Origin of the sequence: Streptomyces sp. NPDC093149, assembly GCF_044754145.1 — a bacterium.
In the GTDB taxonomy this organism is placed as follows: domain Bacteria; phylum Actinomycetota; class Actinomycetes; order Streptomycetales; family Streptomycetaceae; genus Streptomyces.
In genome coordinates, this window is the sequence record NZ_JBIVON010000010.1 from 294,007 (window position 1) to 309,475 (window position 15,469).

12 protein-coding genes are annotated in these 15,469 nt (G+C 71.0%); 2 read left to right on the forward strand and 10 right to left on the reverse strand.

Annotated elements, in window-relative coordinates:
• Positions 1–49: 49 nt before the first annotated feature.
• Positions 50–397, reverse strand: coding sequence for a hypothetical protein (locus tag ACIQCZ_RS28620; protein WP_402286147.1), 348 nt, complete (start codon positions 395–397; stop codon positions 50–52).
• Between the two features lie 44 nt (positions 398–441).
• On the reverse strand, positions 442–846 hold the full coding sequence (locus ACIQCZ_RS28625) for a DUF5997 family protein (RefSeq protein ID WP_376214659.1): 405 nt from the start codon (positions 844–846) through the stop codon (positions 442–444).
• 58 nt (positions 847–904) lie between these two features.
• Between ACIQCZ_RS28625 and ACIQCZ_RS28630 the strand changes: the two genes are divergently transcribed.
• Positions 905–1,696, forward strand: a complete 792-nt coding sequence (locus ACIQCZ_RS28630; RefSeq protein ID WP_402286150.1) for a LysR substrate-binding domain-containing protein — start codon at positions 905–907, stop codon at positions 1,694–1,696.
• A 210-nt stretch (positions 1,697–1,906) separates the two neighbouring features.
• Here ACIQCZ_RS28630 and ACIQCZ_RS28635 read toward each other — a convergent pair whose 3' ends face one another.
• From ACIQCZ_RS28635 to ACIQCZ_RS28650, 4 genes are all read right to left on the reverse strand, one after another.
• The gene (locus ACIQCZ_RS28635; RefSeq protein ID WP_402286151.1) at positions 1,907–3,235 is read right to left on the reverse strand and encodes a geranylgeranyl reductase family protein; all 1,329 of its coding nucleotides are present in this window, start codon (positions 3,233–3,235) and stop codon (positions 1,907–1,909) included.
• A 318-nt stretch (positions 3,236–3,553) separates the two neighbouring features.
• The gene (locus ACIQCZ_RS28640; protein WP_402286259.1) at positions 3,554–4,189 is read right to left on the reverse strand and encodes a response regulator; all 636 of its coding nucleotides are present in this window, start codon (positions 4,187–4,189) and stop codon (positions 3,554–3,556) included.
• Entirely contained in the window at positions 4,189–5,295 is a 1,107-nt protein-coding gene (locus ACIQCZ_RS28645; RefSeq protein WP_402286154.1) for a sensor histidine kinase, read from the reverse strand. The genes ACIQCZ_RS28640 and ACIQCZ_RS28645 overlap by 1 nt, the downstream gene beginning before the upstream one ends.
• Before the next feature lie 203 nt (positions 5,296–5,498).
• On the reverse strand, positions 5,499–6,203 hold the full coding sequence (locus ACIQCZ_RS28650) for a DedA family protein (protein WP_402286157.1): 705 nt from the start codon (positions 6,201–6,203) through the stop codon (positions 5,499–5,501).
• Positions 6,204–6,831: 628 nt separating this feature from the next.
• Here ACIQCZ_RS28650 and ACIQCZ_RS28655 point away from each other — a divergent pair.
• Positions 6,832–8,286 carry a helix-turn-helix domain-containing protein gene (locus ACIQCZ_RS28655; protein ID WP_402286159.1) on the forward strand — a complete coding sequence of 485 codons (1,455 nt, stop codon included), beginning with the start codon at positions 6,832–6,834 and terminating at the stop codon, positions 8,284–8,286.
• A gap of 58 nt (positions 8,287–8,344) precedes the next feature.
• On the opposite strand, the gene ACIQCZ_RS28660 is transcribed toward ACIQCZ_RS28655, so the two are convergent.
• The 4 genes from ACIQCZ_RS28660 to ACIQCZ_RS28675 form a co-directional block, all read right to left on the reverse strand.
• On the reverse strand, positions 8,345–11,827 hold the full coding sequence (locus ACIQCZ_RS28660; RefSeq protein WP_402286261.1) for a M28 family peptidase: 3,483 nt from the start codon (positions 11,825–11,827) through the stop codon (positions 8,345–8,347).
• Positions 11,828–12,242: 415 nt separating this feature from the next.
• Entirely contained in the window at positions 12,243–12,806 is a 564-nt protein-coding gene (locus ACIQCZ_RS28665; protein ID WP_402286162.1) for a hypothetical protein, read from the reverse strand.
• 104 nt (positions 12,807–12,910) lie between these two features.
• Entirely contained in the window at positions 12,911–14,236 is a 1,326-nt protein-coding gene (locus ACIQCZ_RS28670) for a protein kinase (protein ID WP_402286263.1), read from the reverse strand.
• A 293-nt stretch (positions 14,237–14,529) separates the two neighbouring features.
• Positions 14,530–15,015: an Lrp/AsnC family transcriptional regulator gene (locus ACIQCZ_RS28675; protein ID WP_402286164.1), complete on the reverse strand. Its 486-nt coding sequence runs from the start codon at positions 15,013–15,015 to the stop codon at positions 14,530–14,532.
• Positions 15,016–15,469 lie beyond the last annotated feature (454 nt).

Consider the following 15,469-nt stretch of genomic DNA (forward strand, 5'->3'; position numbering starts at 1 on the left):
TGGTCGGGGGAGTGGTGCGGGCATGGTGTCATGTGCACCGCTCGCAAGGTCAGAGGTACCGCTTCGGGCGCCGGGCGAGCGCGAGAAGCGTCGCGTGCAGCGGCCAGGCCGCGACGGCCCCCGGGGCCGCCACGGTGATCGCCAGACGGATGTGGTCGTAGTCGGGGAGCGGTCGGCAGGGACCTTCGGTCGGGAGGCAGCTCGTCAGCGCCTCCACTGCGGTGGTCCAGGCCGGCAGGGTGAGCACCCCCGCGCTGTACGCGGCGATTTTCGGGCAAGTCCGGCGTGTGCCGGGCTCACGGGAGAACGCGGGGGCCACGCCCGCGCCGACAGCTCCGGCGTCCCGGTACGCGATGCCGACCCGAGCGGGGGCGAGGAGCGGCGCTGAGCAGAACACGGGGCACGCGAGCCCGGTGTGATCCGGACGAGAGGCCCTGGAGGTCAGGAACGAGGTGCGCGGGACTGATCGTCGCGGGCCGCGTTCCTCTCCTTGATGCGCGCCGCTTCCTTCCGGACCTCGGCCTGGGTGGCGCGTTCCTGCTGCAGCCAGTCGGGGCTTTCCTTCTTCAGTGCTTCGATCTGCTCCGTGGTGAGGGCGTCCGTGACTCCGCCACGGGCGAGCCCCGAGATGGAGACACCCAGCTTCGCCGCGACCACCGGCCGGGGGTGCGGGCCGTTGCGTCGCAGCTCCTGCAGCCACTCGGGCGGGTCGGACTGCAGCGCGTTCAGCTCGGTGCGTGAGACGACACCCTCCTGGAACTCGGCGGGGGTGGCCTCTAGGTACACACCCAGCTTCTTCGCCGCGGTCGCGGGCTTCATTGTCTGGGTGGTCTTGTGCGACGTCATGATGTCAAGGGTATCGAGCATGTGCACTACCTCTGACCAGGGCCGGTAACCTGGCGGAGTGACAAGCTCGGAAGAAACCCCGTCGTTCCGGCTCGCGTACGTACCGGGGGTGACCCCCACCAAGTGGGTGCGGATCTGGAACGAGCGGCTGCCCGACGTTCCGCTGACCCTCGTCGGGGTGTCGGCCGCCGAGGCGTCCGACGTGTTGCGGGACCGCGGCGCCGACGCCGGACTGGTGAGGCTGCCCATCGACCGGACGGGCCTCAGCGCGATCCCGCTCTACACCGAGACCACGGTCGTCGTGATCCCGAAGGACCATGTCATCGCGGCGGTCGACGAGATCTCCGCAGAGGATCTCGCCGACGACATCGTGCTGCATCCGCTCGACGACACCCTCGAATGGGAGCACCGGCCGGGACGCCCCGCGATCGAGCGTCCCGCCACGACGGCGGACGCCATCGCGCTGGTGGCGGCAGGCGTGGGCGTGCTCGTCGTCCCGCAGTCGCTCGCCCGGCTGCACCATCGCAAGGACCTCACGTACCGACCGGTCTCGGACGCCCCCGAGTCACGCGTCGCGCTGTCGTGGCCGGAGGACGAGACCACCGACCTGGTGGAGGACTTCATCGGGATCGTCCGCGGGCGGACCGTGAACAGCTCACGGGGGCGTCCGAAGACCCCCGTGCAGCCGGAGAGCAAGCGCTCCGGGACGGGCGGCGCCGGACGCAAGCCCACGGCCGCCAAGAAGGCGACCGGGAAGAGCGTGCGAGGCGGCTCCGGCGGCCGCACCGCGCGGAGCGGTTCCGGCGGCCCCAAGGGCGGCAAGCGCGGAAAGCCGCGCCGCCGGCCGTAACCGGGCCCCGCATCACCCGCGGTGCCGATCGGCTCCGGTACGGGAAGAGCGCGCCGCCCTCCTCGTACGCGCGCCGCCCTCCTCGCACGGGGGCGATGATGTCCGTTTCCGGCCGGCGTCGCGGACTCGGCGCGACAGGGGCACGACGGGGGCCGGTGCCCGTCGCGCCGCGGTCATCGCCGCTCGATCCGGGCGACCGGGCCCCGGCACTCAGCCCCTGCGTCGCACCTTCGGTGCGGGAACGAGGCGGACGGCACCGTTGAGCAGGTGGTCGATCAGGTCGCGCGAGGGCTTGTCCGTGAGATCGGTGAGCAGTCGGGCCAGGGTGTTGAGCAGGAACGGCGACCCCATCACGTAGCGGTTGAGGACCGGCTGGAATCCCGAACGGCTGAAGACGAGGTCGGCGGCGGTGTTGCCGAGACGGTAGTGGCGCCCCCAGCGGCGGTTCATCTCGACCGGATAGCGGTGCAGCACCCTTTCCCGTCCGGGCCCCCGGGGGAGAGCGAGGGCGAGCGTGGCGGTCTCGGCCGCGACCTCGCCCGCCTCCATGGCCTGGGCGATGCCCTCGCCGTTCCAGGGGCTGATCATGCCTCCGGAGTCTCCGACGAGGAGGAGCCCGCGGGTGTAGAGGGGATGGCGGTTGAAGCCCAGCGGAAGAGCCGCGCTGCGGACGGGGCCCTCCGCGTTCTCCTCGCGCAGCCCCCACGCGTGCGGGGTGCGGGCCAGCCATTCGTCCAACGTGGCGCGCAGATCCGCTTTTCCGTGCCTCCGATGAGGCAGCGCACCCAGACCGACGTTGACGCGGCCGTCGCCCATGGGGAAGATCCAGCCGTATCCGGGCAGGTAGTGATCGCTGCCCGGGAAGCGGAGGTCGGCCCACAGTTCCAGATACTCCTCCCGCGATCGCTCCGGGCTGCGGTAGTAGCGGCGGGCAGCCGTCGCGATCTGCCTGCTCGTGTCCCGCTGCAGCCCCATCGCGAGTGCGAGCCGGGCGGAGGCGCCGTCGGCGGCGATGACGATCGGTGCGTGGAAGGCCAACCGCTCCTTCGTGCCGGTCGTGGCGGTGACACCGGTGATGCGGCCGGCACGGTCGGTCACGGGCTCGGTCACCTTGACGCCGCTGCGCAGCCGGGCTCCGGCCGCGACGGCGTGCCGGGCCAGGACGTCGTCGAAGTCGTGCCGGCTCCGGGAGAGCCCGAAATCCGGGTAGCGCCCGAGCGCGGGCCAGTCGATGTGCACCTGGTGGTCCCCGGCCACCCATCGCATACCGCGTGAACGCGTCCACCCGGGAGCCTTGATGTCGACGCCCATTCTGATGAGCTGGTGCACCGCCCGAGGCGTCAGGCCGTCCCCGCACACCTTCTCCCGGGGGAAGTGGGACTTCTCCAGCAGCAGGACGTCGACGCCCGCCCTGGCGAGATGGAAGGCCGCGGCCGAGCCCGCCGGACCCGCTCCCACCACGATCACCTGAGCTTCCTCGTCAGGGCCGTGGACGGTCCGATCGTCCGACCCGGACCGGTCTGGCGTCGTTTCCCTCATGGGGAACCCCTTCCTGTTCCTGGGACAGACACACCGGGAGCCCCCGGCCGCGTCGCCCGACAGCCGGCGCCGTACCGAGGACGGCAGCCCTGTGCATCATCATCGATCAAGGACAGCCGGTACGGAACCCGATGTCCGGCACTCGCCTGACACCGCGTCAATCATCGTGCGGGCAGACAACTCCGACAGCGGAGGCGCCGGGCGCACGCCCCGGCCCGACGACGGCTCACCCGGACGAACGGGTCGTCGGTACGCCGCGACGCCGAGAGCCGGAGAGCCGAGTGGATGAGAGGCCGAAGGACTGAGAGGTCGAGGCGTTCAGGACTCCAGGTAGCGCAGGACCGCCAGCACCCGTCTGCTGTAACCCGTGTCCCGTGCCAGATCGAGCTTCTCGAAGACGGAGTTGAGATGCTTCTCGACCGAACTCAGCGAGATGTGCAGCTGCTGCGCGATGGCCGCGTTGGTGCGGCCCTGGGCCAGTTCCTGCAGGACGGCGCGCTCCCGGGGGGTCAGCCCGGCCAGGGGGTCGACGTGCGAGGTCCGGATCACCAACTGCCGTACGACTTCGGCGTCGATGGACGCGCCGCCCGCGTGGATCCGCTCCAGCGAGTCCAGGAACTCGTCGACCTGCGCCACCCGGTCCTTGAGCAGATACCCGACCCGTTCGGCGTTGGCGGACAGCAGCCGGACCGCGTAGTTGCGCTCCACGTGCTGGGAGAGGACCAGCACACCGACCAGTGGCCAGCGCTCGCGGATCTCCAGCGCGGCCCGCAGCCCCTCGTCGGTGTGGGTGGGCGGCATCCGGATGTCGACGACGACGAGGTCCGGCGGGTCCGCCTCGACCGCCCGGACGAGTGCCGTCCCGTCACCCACCGCGGCGAGGACCTCGTGCCCCTCCTCGGCGAGCAGGCGTACCAGTCCCTCCCTGAGCAGGGTCGAGTCCTCGGCGAGCATTACGCGCACAGCAGCTCCGCGATGATGGTGGTGGGGCCCCCGGAAGGGCTGTCGATGTGGAGTCGGCCGTCGAGCGCGTCCACCCGGCCGCGCAGCCCGGTGAGCCCGCTGCCGGCGGGATCCGCGCCACCGGTGCCGTTGTCCCGGACACACAGCGAAACCCCTCTCGCGTCGCCCTTGACGCTGACGGAGATGTGGGTGGCGCCGGAGTGCTTGGCAGCGTTGGTCACGGCCTCCGACACGATGAAGTAGGCGGCAGTCTCCACGGGTCGCGACAACCGCACCGGCAGATCGAACTCGACCCTCAGGGGAATGCCGCAACGCTGGGCCACGCCGCCGAGCGCCTCCTCCAGCCCCAGATCGTCGAGCGCCGACGGATAGACGCGCCAGGCCACTTCCCGCAGCTCGGTGAGGACCTCCTGGGACTCCTGGTGCGCCTGCCGGAGCAGCAGATCGACCTGCTCGGGCGTCCGGTTGCGGCGGGCCCGGCCCAGCAGCATGGCCAGCGCGACGAGCCGCTGCTGCACGCCGTCGTGCAGATCCCGCTCGATGCGTCTGCGCTCCACGTCCACCGCCCGGAGCACCCCGGCACGGCTGGCGGCCATTTCCGCGATGCGCCGCTCCAGCAACTCCCGCTCGGACGGGCCGAAGTGCTCGCGTGCCGACCGTGCGTCGAGGACGCCCAGCGAGTGGATTCCCTGGAGGTCGAGGAAGAGGAGGACACCGCCGAGCACCCCTTGGGTCAGCAGCTCCTGCCAGCTCGTGGTGGCACGGGCCACCCCGACCATCAGGAGCCCGGCCAGGACCACCCCGACGCCCAGCAGCGCCACCACGAGACCGAACAGCGTTCCCGCGTAGGCGCGTACGGCCAGATAGCGAAGGACTTCCCGGTCCGAGGTGTCGTGCGCGGGGAACACGTCACCGAAGAAGACACTCCGGCGGATCCGCTCCAGCTCCGTGATCCGACGGGCTCCGGCGCTCAGCACGGCCAGGGCGCGCCGCCGGGTACGGGGCCACAGGACGAACGGGCCCGACAACGTGCCCGGCACGGCGAAATACAGCAGTCCCAACAGACCGGTGAAGCAACTGAGCAGGGCGCCCGTCACTCTGCGGGAACGAGGGGTCGGATGCGCGACGGGGGTGCCTCCCGCATCGTGCCCCGGGCCGGGCGACGGCTCCGGAAGGCGGTCGGCCGCGCTGTCTGTGGAGTCCGCCTGCACGGGTGTCGAGGCTAGCCGCGCTCCACGGTCTCGGCAAGATCGTTCCGCTCGCGCGGGGGAGACCGGCGGGGTACGGGGCGGCAAGGGGTTCATGAGGTGCGGCGGTGCTGCGCCCGGCCACGGGAACGAGAGCGGGCCCTGGGCCGGTTCAGGGAACGGGACCGGGATCGGAAGCGAAGGACCACGTACACGGCGACGGCCGCCAGCACCACGACCAGAACGGCTTCGGAGAGGACCCCGACATACGTCTCCACCAGGTCCCACCGGTCGCCGAGCCAGTATCCGGCCATCACCAGCACCGAGTTCCACAGCAGACTGCCCAGTGCGGTCAGGGCCGTGAAGAGCGGCAGCGGCATGCGCTCCACACCGGCCGGCACGGAGATGAGACTCCGGAAGATCGGCACCATGCGGCCGAGGAGGACGGCCTTGGTGCCGTGCTTGGCGAACCACTGCTCCGTGCGCTCCAGATCGGAGGTCTTGACCAGCGGCAGCTTCGCCCAGATCGCATGCACCCGGTCACGGCCGAAGAGCATTCCGATCCAGTACAGAGCCACCGCCCCCGCCACCGAACCGAGCGTGGTCCACAAGAGCGCGGAGGCCAGGCTGATGACGCCCCGCCCCGCCGCGAACCCGGTCAGCGGGAGAATGACCTCGCTGGGCAGCGGCGGGAAGAGATTCTCCAGGGCGATGGCGAGGCCGGCGCCCGGACCTCCCATGGTGTCGACGAGGTCGGCCGCCCAGCCCGCGACACCGCCCGCGGGTTCCTGGGGGAGGCCCAGAGTGACGAAATCCATGAACTGGCTCCTGGCCGGTGGCGGAGAGACGCGAGAAGTCCGTCGCGCCTCACCGGCAACGCTAGAAAGCGCCGACCGGAGCCGGTACGAGGATTTCCTTCGAACCGGATGATGTTCTCCGCACCCGCCACCCTGCGGTTTCCCGTAATGACCCGGCGCCGCAGGCCTTCATGGTCTGCCCCGCGACCGGACACCGCACCACGCACCGGTGTTGTGTTCCTTCGCGTCCGTGCCCCCGTCCGCACCGCGCGCCGTGCCCGGTGAGACGCCTGCCCCCTGGCGGCCGGGAGGCGAGGCGCGGCCCGGGTGTGCGTGGTCACGGAAGGCGCGCTCAGTACGGCAGCGGCCGGCCGGACGGAGTGCGCAGATCGAGGGGCGGAGGCCGCGAAGGCAACTGGGGACGTCGGACGATCTTGATGCGGCCCACGGCACCACCTCCTGACGGGTAATCGTCATATGCCCGGCGGGTCGCCCCTTCATGCGGATCCCTCCGTCCGACCGGCCGATTGCGCACAGGTGTGACGACAGGACGGCGCGGCGGCACGGGAGGCCGCGCCGAGGCGCGGGAAGGCGCCATCTTCCCGCCGCACCGGGACAGCGCGCACACGTGCTCGCTATCCTCCCGGCTATGCGTCCTTCGCCGGATGTCCGTACCGCAGAGGCGTGGAGAGACTTCGGGACCCGGTTGCGTCAGTGGCGCAGGCGCGCCGGGCTCACCCAGGCCCAGGTGGGCACCCGCGTCGGGTACGACCACACCGCCATCAGCAAGCTGGAGCACGGCACCCGCAAGACCCCCTTGCCGCTCGCCCGCAGGCTGGACGACCTGCTGACGGCCGGCGGCGACCTCGTCGACGCCTGCGAGGCGGCGGAGGCCCAAGGGCCGGTCGGTACGGGCGAAATGGGCGAGGACGTACGTCCCGCACCGGCCACCGCACCTCCCGCGCCGACCACCGCTCGGACAGGACCGCTGCCCGGTGAGCCCCCGGGGGGCGCCCTGCTCTCGATGCTGCCACCGGACACCGTCCTGCCCACGAGCCTGCCCACCTACGGTCTGGTGTGCCCGGTGCACGGCCGCGACGGCTGCGCCGTTCCCGCACGCGCCGATGTCATCGCGCTGCACTCGGCCTTCTGCGCCCTGGGCCCGGCCACCGTCTCGTGCCCGCCGCTGGACATCGATACCGTGCACGCCCTGACGGCACTGCTCGCCGTCTGCCTGCGGGCCGACGAGGAGCGTGCCTGGCCCGGAGCGACCGCGGTGGTCGAGCGCACCCTGCATGCGATGCTCCGCTGGATGGCTCTGCCCGCGGCGCCGTACCAGCTCCAACTCGCCCCGCTGGCGGCCGAGTACGCGCAGTCGGCCGGCTGCCTGAGGCTGCTCTGGGGACGTAACGCCACAGCGATGGCCTGGCTCGACCGGTCGCTGCTCTGGGCCGGCATGGCCGGTCATGTCGGCACGGAGGTGGCGGCGCTCAGCGACATGAGCACACTGGCGCGGCTGGAGGGCGACGGGCCCTCCGCCCTCTCCTACGGTGGCGCGATCCGGCAGGCGGCCGTCGGCCGGTACTGGGCGGGCGCCATGAGCGATCTCTACCAGGCACGCGGACACGCGGTACGGGGCGACGCGCCTCGGACCCTGGGGCACATCGACCGTGCCTGGTCGCAGATGGACCGCGTCGGCGAGCGGGACGAGACGGAGGCACCCTGGCTCTCCGTCGCCTCCGTGCGCCTGCGGGTGGAATCAGGCGCCGCCGGGGCGCTGCGGGACCTCGCCGCGGCGACCGGGGACCGTCGACTGGCGCTGCGCGCGGTCGCGGCGGCACGTACCGCCCTGGGCCTGCTCCCGCCGGGGATGCACTCGGCACGGATGCTGTTCCTGGTGCGGATGGCCGACGCCCACGCCTGTGCCCGGGACCCGCAGGCGGCCATCGACATCGCAGGACCCGTACTGGACACCACCGAGGTGACCGCGTCGACCCTCCTCGGCCAGGAACTGCGCGGTCTGCACGCCAGGTTGACGGCCGCACACGGCGGCCGGCCCGAGACCGACGAGTTCACCCGCAGGCTCGCGGCCGTCGTGCGTTGACACACCGGAGGCGGGGCGTGTGCGTACACGCCCCGCCCGGCCCGTTCCTGATGCCCGATCAGCCGACGTTCAGCGTCACGTCGTCCACGACGAAGCTGGTCTGCAGATAGGCGTCCTCATTGCTGGTGAACGTGAGGCCGACCGTCTGGCCGGCCAGGTCGCCGACGTCGAAGGTCTTCTGGACGTAGGAGCCCGTGGCGTCCGTGTTGGAGTACGTCGCGAGCGTCTTGGTGCCCAGCTTGACGGTGAACGTGTCGTACGCGGTCGGGTCGCCCGCCGACTCGTCGGTGTCGGTGCGCAGATGGAACGACAGCTTGTACGTCGAGCAGCCCGCCGGAACGGTCAGCGACTGCGCGAGGGTGTCGGAGTGCGTGGATCCCCAGCCACCCAGCCAGGCCGTGTACGCGCCGCTGTGCGCCGGCTTCTCCGACGTCCGGTTGTTGATCACGCCGTCCGTCTGGGTCCACGGTGCGACGCCCTCCTCGAAACCGCCGTTGGCGACGACCTGCCGGGACTGGCAGGTGCCGCTGCCACCGACGACGAGCGAGTACGTGGTGGCGTGGGTGGCCGTGCCGGTTCCGGTCACCGTGAGGGTGTACGTACCCGGCGCGGTCCCGTTCCCGGCGGAGACGGTCATGGTCGACGAGGCACCCGACTGCACGGAGGCCGGGGCGAACGAGACCGTGACACCGCTCGGCGCCCCGGAGGCGGACAGGTTCACGGTCTGCGCGGAGCCGCTGGTGGTCGCCGTCGACACGCTCGCGGTGACCGAGCCGCCCGGCTGGACGTTTCCGGACACCGGCTTCACCGTGACGGAGAAGTCATCGACCGGGGCGGTGGTACCGACGGAGGTCTTCCACACCGTGTAGGCGACACCGTCGGCGCTGCGGTCGAGCGCGGTCGCGTTGATGTTGGCCGTGGTGTCGCAGGACTGGTGGTAGCAGGAGTCGTAGGACCTGCCCGCCGTACCGCCCCACTTGGCGGCCTGCGCCGACGACTTGGTGTCGCCGGCACCGGTGGCGTAACCCGACGTGGGGATGCCGCCCTGCTGGAAGGAGTAGTCGTCGGACCGGCCCTGGCCCTCGACGTTCTCCTCCGGCGCGAGGTTCAGCGAGTCCCAGTACTCCTTCATCGGGGCCGAGGCGGCCGAGTTGACGTTGTTGATGAAGTACCCGGCGTTGGTCGAGGCGATCATGTCGAAGTTGTAGTACGCCTTGATGGTGCCGCGCTGGGCGGCGGTGAGCTGGCCGACGTAGTACTGGGAACCCTGGAGGCCCTGCTCCTCGCCGTTCCACCAGGCGAAGCGGACGTGCTTGGTCATCGTGGGGTTCCGCTGGGCCAGGGCGAGCGCGTTCTCCAGCAGGGTGGCGGAGCCCGAACCGTTGTCGTTGATGCCGGGGCCGGCCGCGACACCGTCCAGATGGGCGCCGAACATGACGGTCTGGTCGGACGGGCCGCCCGGCCAGTCGGCGATCAGATTGTTGCCGCGGTAGGTGCAACTGGTGCAGGTCTGCTCGCTGACCGTGTATCCGGCTGCCTGCAGCTTGCCCTTCACATAGGCGAGCGAGGCCGTGTAACCGGCGCTGCCCGCCCGGCGGTTGCCGCCGTTCTGGGTGGCGATGGTGTTCAGCTGCGTCAGGTGGGCCTGCACATTGGCGACGCTGATGTCGGGTGCGCCGCCGCCCGGGTTGCCGCCGCCGTTGTCCACCGTCAGGGTGTACTGCGCGGTGTGGCTCTGCGTGCCGTCACCCTTCACCGTGAAGGTGTACGCGCCGGGCGCGACGCCCGACGACGCGGACACGGTCATCGTCGAGGACGCCCCGGACTGCACCGACGACGGGCTGAACGACGCGGTGACACCGCTGGGCAGACCGCTCGCCGTCAGGTTCACCGTCTGCGCGTTCCCGGAGCTGACCGCGGTCCGGACCGCGGCCGTCACCGAGCTGCCCGGCTTCACCGAGCCGGACGCCGGGTCCAGGGACATCGTGAAGTCGTTGGTGCCGCCGGACGTGCACGTCGGGTCGCCGCTCTGGGCGGTGACGCCGATGGCGTCCCACGCGGCCTTGGTCCGGTCGAAGAGCACACAACCGGAGTCGAGGTTCTTGGCGGCGGTGAGCGTGGCCGTGCGGTAGCGCTTGTAGGTCATCCCGCTCGTCTTGAGCAGCATGCCGCCGTAGAAGACCTTGCCGGCGCTCTGGATGCCGACGCCGGTGACCGAGGAGTTGTTGCACGTCGGGCTGGACGGCTTGCCGCCGCCCGGGTTCGAACCCTCGGCCAGCAGATAGAACCAGTGGTTCAGCGGACCGGCCGCCGCGTGCTCCTCGGTGTTGGGTATCGAGGAGCTGTAACAGTTCGGGTCGCCGGTCTGTCCCGGGTTGTACATGATCCGGATCGGCCCGTTGCCGACCAGGTCGATCTTCTCGCCGACGGTGTAGTCGGGGTCGTCGTACGGGGCCGGCTCATTGGTGTACGCCTCGGTGAGGGCGCCCATGATGTCGCCGGTGGCCTCGCCGAGCCCGGACTCGTTGTTCGCGCCGCCCGGCGTGTACTGGTCGATGCCGTGGCCGAACTCGTGGCCCACCACGTCCATCGCGCCGATCCACTGGTTGGCGTTGTTGTGGCCGATCGAGACCGTGGCCCCGTCCCAGTAGGCGTTGACGTCGTTGAGTCCGACCTTGACGGGCCAGCTGCGGCCGTTGCCGTCGTGTCCGTTGCGGCCCAGCCAGTCCTTGAGCATGTTCCACTCGTGCTGCGCCGCCCACATGACGTCGACGCAGCCGGTCTCCTTGCTGGAGGCGTTGCCGGTGCCCCAGGAGTCGCTCGACTTGCTGAACACACTGCCGGTGCTGTAGTCGGCACAGCTCAGACCGGGCCGGTTCGGGTCGCGCAGCGAGTAGCTGCTGCCGGAGGCAGTGGTGTCGATGGCCAACGGGGAGGGGCCGTTCCACTGGCTGTTGCCGGTACCCGCCTTGACGTCGTCGTAGCTGTCGAGCACCTTGCCGGTGCCCGCGTCGACGAAGACGTGCAGATGGCTGGGCGCCTTGGCAGTGCGCCCGGTGAGTACCGTCTCCCAGGCCAGCCTGGAGGTCCTGCCCATGGCGCGGACCACCAGGCGGTGCGAGTCGACCCTCTTGACCGTAGTGAGCTTCTTGCGCGAGGCGGTTTCGGCCGCCTTGGCGGAAACGGTCGGTGTGGTCGGCACGTTGATCCGCCGGGACACGGCCGACTGGGAGCCGCGTACCCGCCCCTTGGAGTCCGCCACCACCACGGCGTCCCCGCCGACGACCGGCAAACCGCGGTAGGTGCGCTGATACGCGACGGAGTACATGCCCTTGACCCAAGGGGTCACCATCTGCCGCTCGTAGCGCTCGTCGGGCCCCTTGGCCAGGGCGTCCAGACCGCCGGCCGCCGCCCGGTCGGCCGCCGACACAGCAGCCGAGAGGGCGGTCGGGGCCGGTGGAGAGGGTTCGGCGGAAGCCGACTGGCCGCTGGTGGCGACGAGCATTCCGGCGAGGACGGCCAGGGTCGTCCCGGCCGTCATCGGTCTGCGTTTCATCGAGGCTCCTTGAGTCGGGGGGGTCTCGATCACGGGCGGTGGCATACGGCGGCACCTCTGTTCCGGCCGTCGAGGACCGGCCCCGTCGTCCGCGTCGCCGTCGTCCGTGATCGAGCGACCGAACACTCACATGCCGCCATGGCCGCGTCAACGAACTGCGAACGGTGCGGCGGGACTTGGCAAGTTTGGTCAAGCGGCGGTGGTGGGATCGCACAACTGCCGTGCAAGGCGGGGAGGTTACGGCCTGGCGCACGAGGGAGAGTGGATCAGGGAGCGGTGTCATGCGGCTTCGGATCCGAGGCGGAGGAGGGAGGCGACGCGGAGCGTCGTCGACCGACGTCAATGCCGGAGGAGAAGTCGCACGGCGCCGGGAGCCCGCTCGCTGTCGTGCACCAGGCCGTTATTCCAGACCGGAGATCGTGAACACCGTACGCGCGGTCCGGCGGTCGATACGGTCGGCCAGCTGCCGCAGCGCCGTCACCCCGCAGCGCAGTGTCCCGCGCTTCACACAGCCGCGTGCGTCCTCGTCCAGCCGGTGCCACAGCGCCGGATTGTCCAGCAGCACCTGGGGGTCGAGCTCGACTCGGCGGCCGTCCGCGTCACGGAGCACCAGGCGCTGGGAGACACCGTCCGACCAGTGCACCGACACCAGCCGGTCGGTGCGCACGATGTGTTCGCGCACCAGGCCCCGGCGGGAGAACCACCCCGCACCCGCACGGATCCGCGGCGGCACCAGCACCACGAACAGCAGGGCGGCCAAGCTCGTCCACAACAGTGCGCGCGGCCAGGTGAAGCGGCCGGCCGCCACGTCGACGGCCAGCAGCAGCCCGAGGAGCGTCACGGCGCAGTGGACCGCGAATCGCAGGTCCCCTGCCCAGCCGTGGTCGTGCGCGGTCGTGTCGCCGGGAGGCTGTGCCCGACCGGTGCGAGCGCCGGGTACGGCCCGGATGTCACGTCGATCCATGGCTGCGACGTTAGGGAAGCCGGCCGGCCCGTCGGCATTCGTTGATGAAGCGCTGACGCCCCGACCGCCGGTCCTGACGGCTGCTTGACGGTCGGGGCCGCGCCTCAGTCCTGTTCGTCGTCGCCGTCGTCTCCGTGGTCCCTGTTGTTCCCGTTGCCCCAGCCGTTCCCGTTGTTCCCGTTCCCGTTCCCGTTGCCGTTGTTCCGGCCGTTCCCGTTGTTCTCGCCGTTCTCGCCGTTCTCGCTGTTTCCGCTGTCCGGCGTCGGCCCGTCGGGGGCCGGTGCCTCGGGTCCGGTGGTCGTGGTGGCACCGGTGTCCGGGGTGCCGGCCGAGCTGGAATCCGGCGAGAACAGGCTCATCCCCAGATAGACGGCCGCGATGAAGGCCACCGTGCCGGCTATGGCGCTGGCCACCCTGGGGCGACGCCTGATCGCCTCGCGGGCGCTGGTACGCCGCCTGACGGGCGCGGGGCGTTCCGCCGCACGTCGCCTGTGCCCGCCGGTCTGTGGCAGACGGTACGTCATGCCGTCGGCCTGCGGCGTGGAAGCGGGCGTCGGGGTGGGGCTGAACGCGGGAGTGGACGACGAGGCATAGGGAACGCCGGCTGCCGCGGAAGCGGAAGCGGAAGCGGGAGGGGGCATGGGGGCGTACAGCGGCAGGGGCTCCGGCTGCCCCCGCCACGCGTCGCTCTGGAACCAGTCGGCGACCTGCTGGGCGGTGGGCCGGTCCTCGGGCTGCTTCGCGAGCAGCCCCAGCAGATAGGAGTCGAAGGCCGGGGAGAGGTCGACACCCCGCTGTCTCAGCGGCACGGGTGCCGTATCGACATGTTGATAGAGCGTGGCGGTCGCCGTGTCCGAACGGAACGGTGGATCGCCCAGCAGCAACTGGTAGATCACGCAGCCCAGGGAGTACATGTCGGACGCCGCACCGGCCGTATGGCCCAGGGCGCGTTCCGGGGCGAGATAGAGACTGGTGCCGACGATCTGCCCGGCGGTGGTCAGGGCGGCGGAGGGGTCGTCGACGAACTGGGCGATGCCGAAGTCGCCTATCTTGACGGATCCTTGGGAATCCAGCATCAGGTTCCCGGGCTTGATGTCACGGTGCACGATGCCCTGCCGATGGGCGGCGGCGAGCCCTGCCGCGGCCTGTCCCGCGATCCTGGCGACCTGCTCGGCGCCGAGCCGCTCCTCGGCCGCCAGCAGATCGCCCAGGCTTCTGCCCTCGACGAGCTCCATCACGAGGAAGAAGCGGTCCTCCCAGGCACCGAAGTCGAAGACCGCCACCAGGTGAGGGTGGCTCAGGCGGGCCGCGGTCTGTGCCTCCAGACGGAATCGGGCCGTGGCCGACTCGTCCGCCTGGTCGCCCAGCAGCAGCTTCACGGCCACCGCCCGGCCGAGCACTTCGTCGGTGGCGCGCCACACCTCGCCCATGCCGCCTCGGCCGATGGAGGACACCAAGCGGTACCGACCTGCTACCAGCACCTGTACACCAATCTCGAATTGTGGGCCGCTTCGACTGCCACGGCGGCGTCCCGACCGGGATCGGGACGGGTGGGGGGCGCGCGGCAAGATCAGGATATCGGGCCCCGGAGCTCGACGGCACGCCGATCACCCTCCCCGCCGTCCACCGGCGCCGGCCAGGAGAAGGAGGCGCCGCGGATTCCTCACCAGGTGGGTGGGGAATGTGCCGGGAAGTCAGGACATCCGGTGTGCCGAGCCGCCGGTCACCCGGAGTTGCCGACGGCCGTGCGGCCCAGCGATTCGACCAGCGGCAGCAATCTGTGCGGCACCCGCTCGCGCAGCGCCACCTCGGTACGCGTCCTGACCACACCGGGCAACCGGATCAACCGCTGGATCACGTCCTCCAGATGCCCGTTGTCACGGGCCACCACCCGGGCCAGCAGATCGCCGCCACCCGTGGTCGAGAAGGCCTCGACGATCTCCGGCACCGCGCCGAGCGCCTCGCCGACCTCGTCCAAATGCCCCTGGGTGACTTCCAGATGAACGAAGGCCAGCACCGGGTGACCCAGGGCGGCAGGGGACAGGACCGGCCCCGTGCCGGTGATCACGCCGTCTCTCTCCAGTCGGTCGATACGGGCCTGGAGGGTGCCCCGGGCGACGGAGAGAAGGCGCGCGTACTCACGGACGCTGGTACGCGGCTGCTCGATGAGCAGGCGCAGGATGCGGGTGTCGAGGGCGTCCACCGCCATGGTCCGTTGGTCTCTTCCTGGTAGGCCGATCCGGGCTGCGACTGTACCAATGGCCGGGTCGGCGGCCCTTCCGGACGGATTCCGCACAGCCCGGCCCGCGTCCCGTACCCGTGGGGGCGGTGGGGGAGGGGCGGCCCGCGACGGTTCCGCGCGCACTGCCCGGCAGCGCGCGTGCGGGCGCGCCGCGGGCTCCGCGGGTCCGGCCCGGCCGTTCCGCGCCGGGTGCTGCCGCCCGCCCGCCCGGCGGGTGACCCTGAGGTGGCGCGGGGCGGGATTCGGGCCGGTTGGGCTCGATCGCCGTCCGTTGGCCCAATGATGGCACCTTCCATCTTTCATTGACTGGGCCAATGGCTCACTGGTTCGCCTTTCGGTTGAGCCATGAGTCGCAAAGATGTTGTGATGGATCCGTCGATGGCGCTGCGGATTCCCGCGGCGCCTTTTTCATGCCGGTGCG

Bases quoted from the DNA above. Each gene is read 5' to 3' on its own strand.
- ACIQCZ_RS28665 (WP_402286162.1), bottom strand. From the start codon at position 12,806: ATGGATCGACGTGACATCCGGGCCGTACCCGGCGCTCGCACCGGTCGG.
- ACIQCZ_RS28635 (WP_402286151.1), bottom strand. From the start codon at position 3,235: ATGAGGGAAACGACGCCAGACCGGTCCGGGTCGGACGATCGGACCGTC.
- ACIQCZ_RS28660 (WP_402286261.1), bottom strand. From the start codon at position 11,827: ATGACGGCCGGGACGACCCTGGCCGTCCTCGCCGGAATGCTCGTCGCC.
- ACIQCZ_RS28655 (WP_402286159.1), top strand. From the start codon at position 6,832: ATGCGTCCTTCGCCGGATGTCCGTACCGCAGAGGCGTGGAGAGACTTC.
- ACIQCZ_RS28650 (WP_402286157.1), bottom strand. From the start codon at position 6,203: ATGGATTTCGTCACTCTGGGCCTCCCCCAGGAACCCGCGGGCGGTGTC.
- ACIQCZ_RS28675 (WP_402286164.1), bottom strand. From the start codon at position 15,015: ATGGCGGTGGACGCCCTCGACACCCGCATCCTGCGCCTGCTCATCGAG.
- ACIQCZ_RS28625 (WP_376214659.1), bottom strand. From the start codon at position 846: ATGACGTCGCACAAGACCACCCAGACAATGAAGCCCGCGACCGCGGCG.
- ACIQCZ_RS28640 (WP_402286259.1), bottom strand. From the start codon at position 4,189: ATGCTCGCCGAGGACTCGACCCTGCTCAGGGAGGGACTGGTACGCCTG.
- ACIQCZ_RS28670 (WP_402286263.1), bottom strand. From the start codon at position 14,236: ATGGGCGAGGTGTGGCGCGCCACCGACGAAGTGCTCGGCCGGGCGGTG.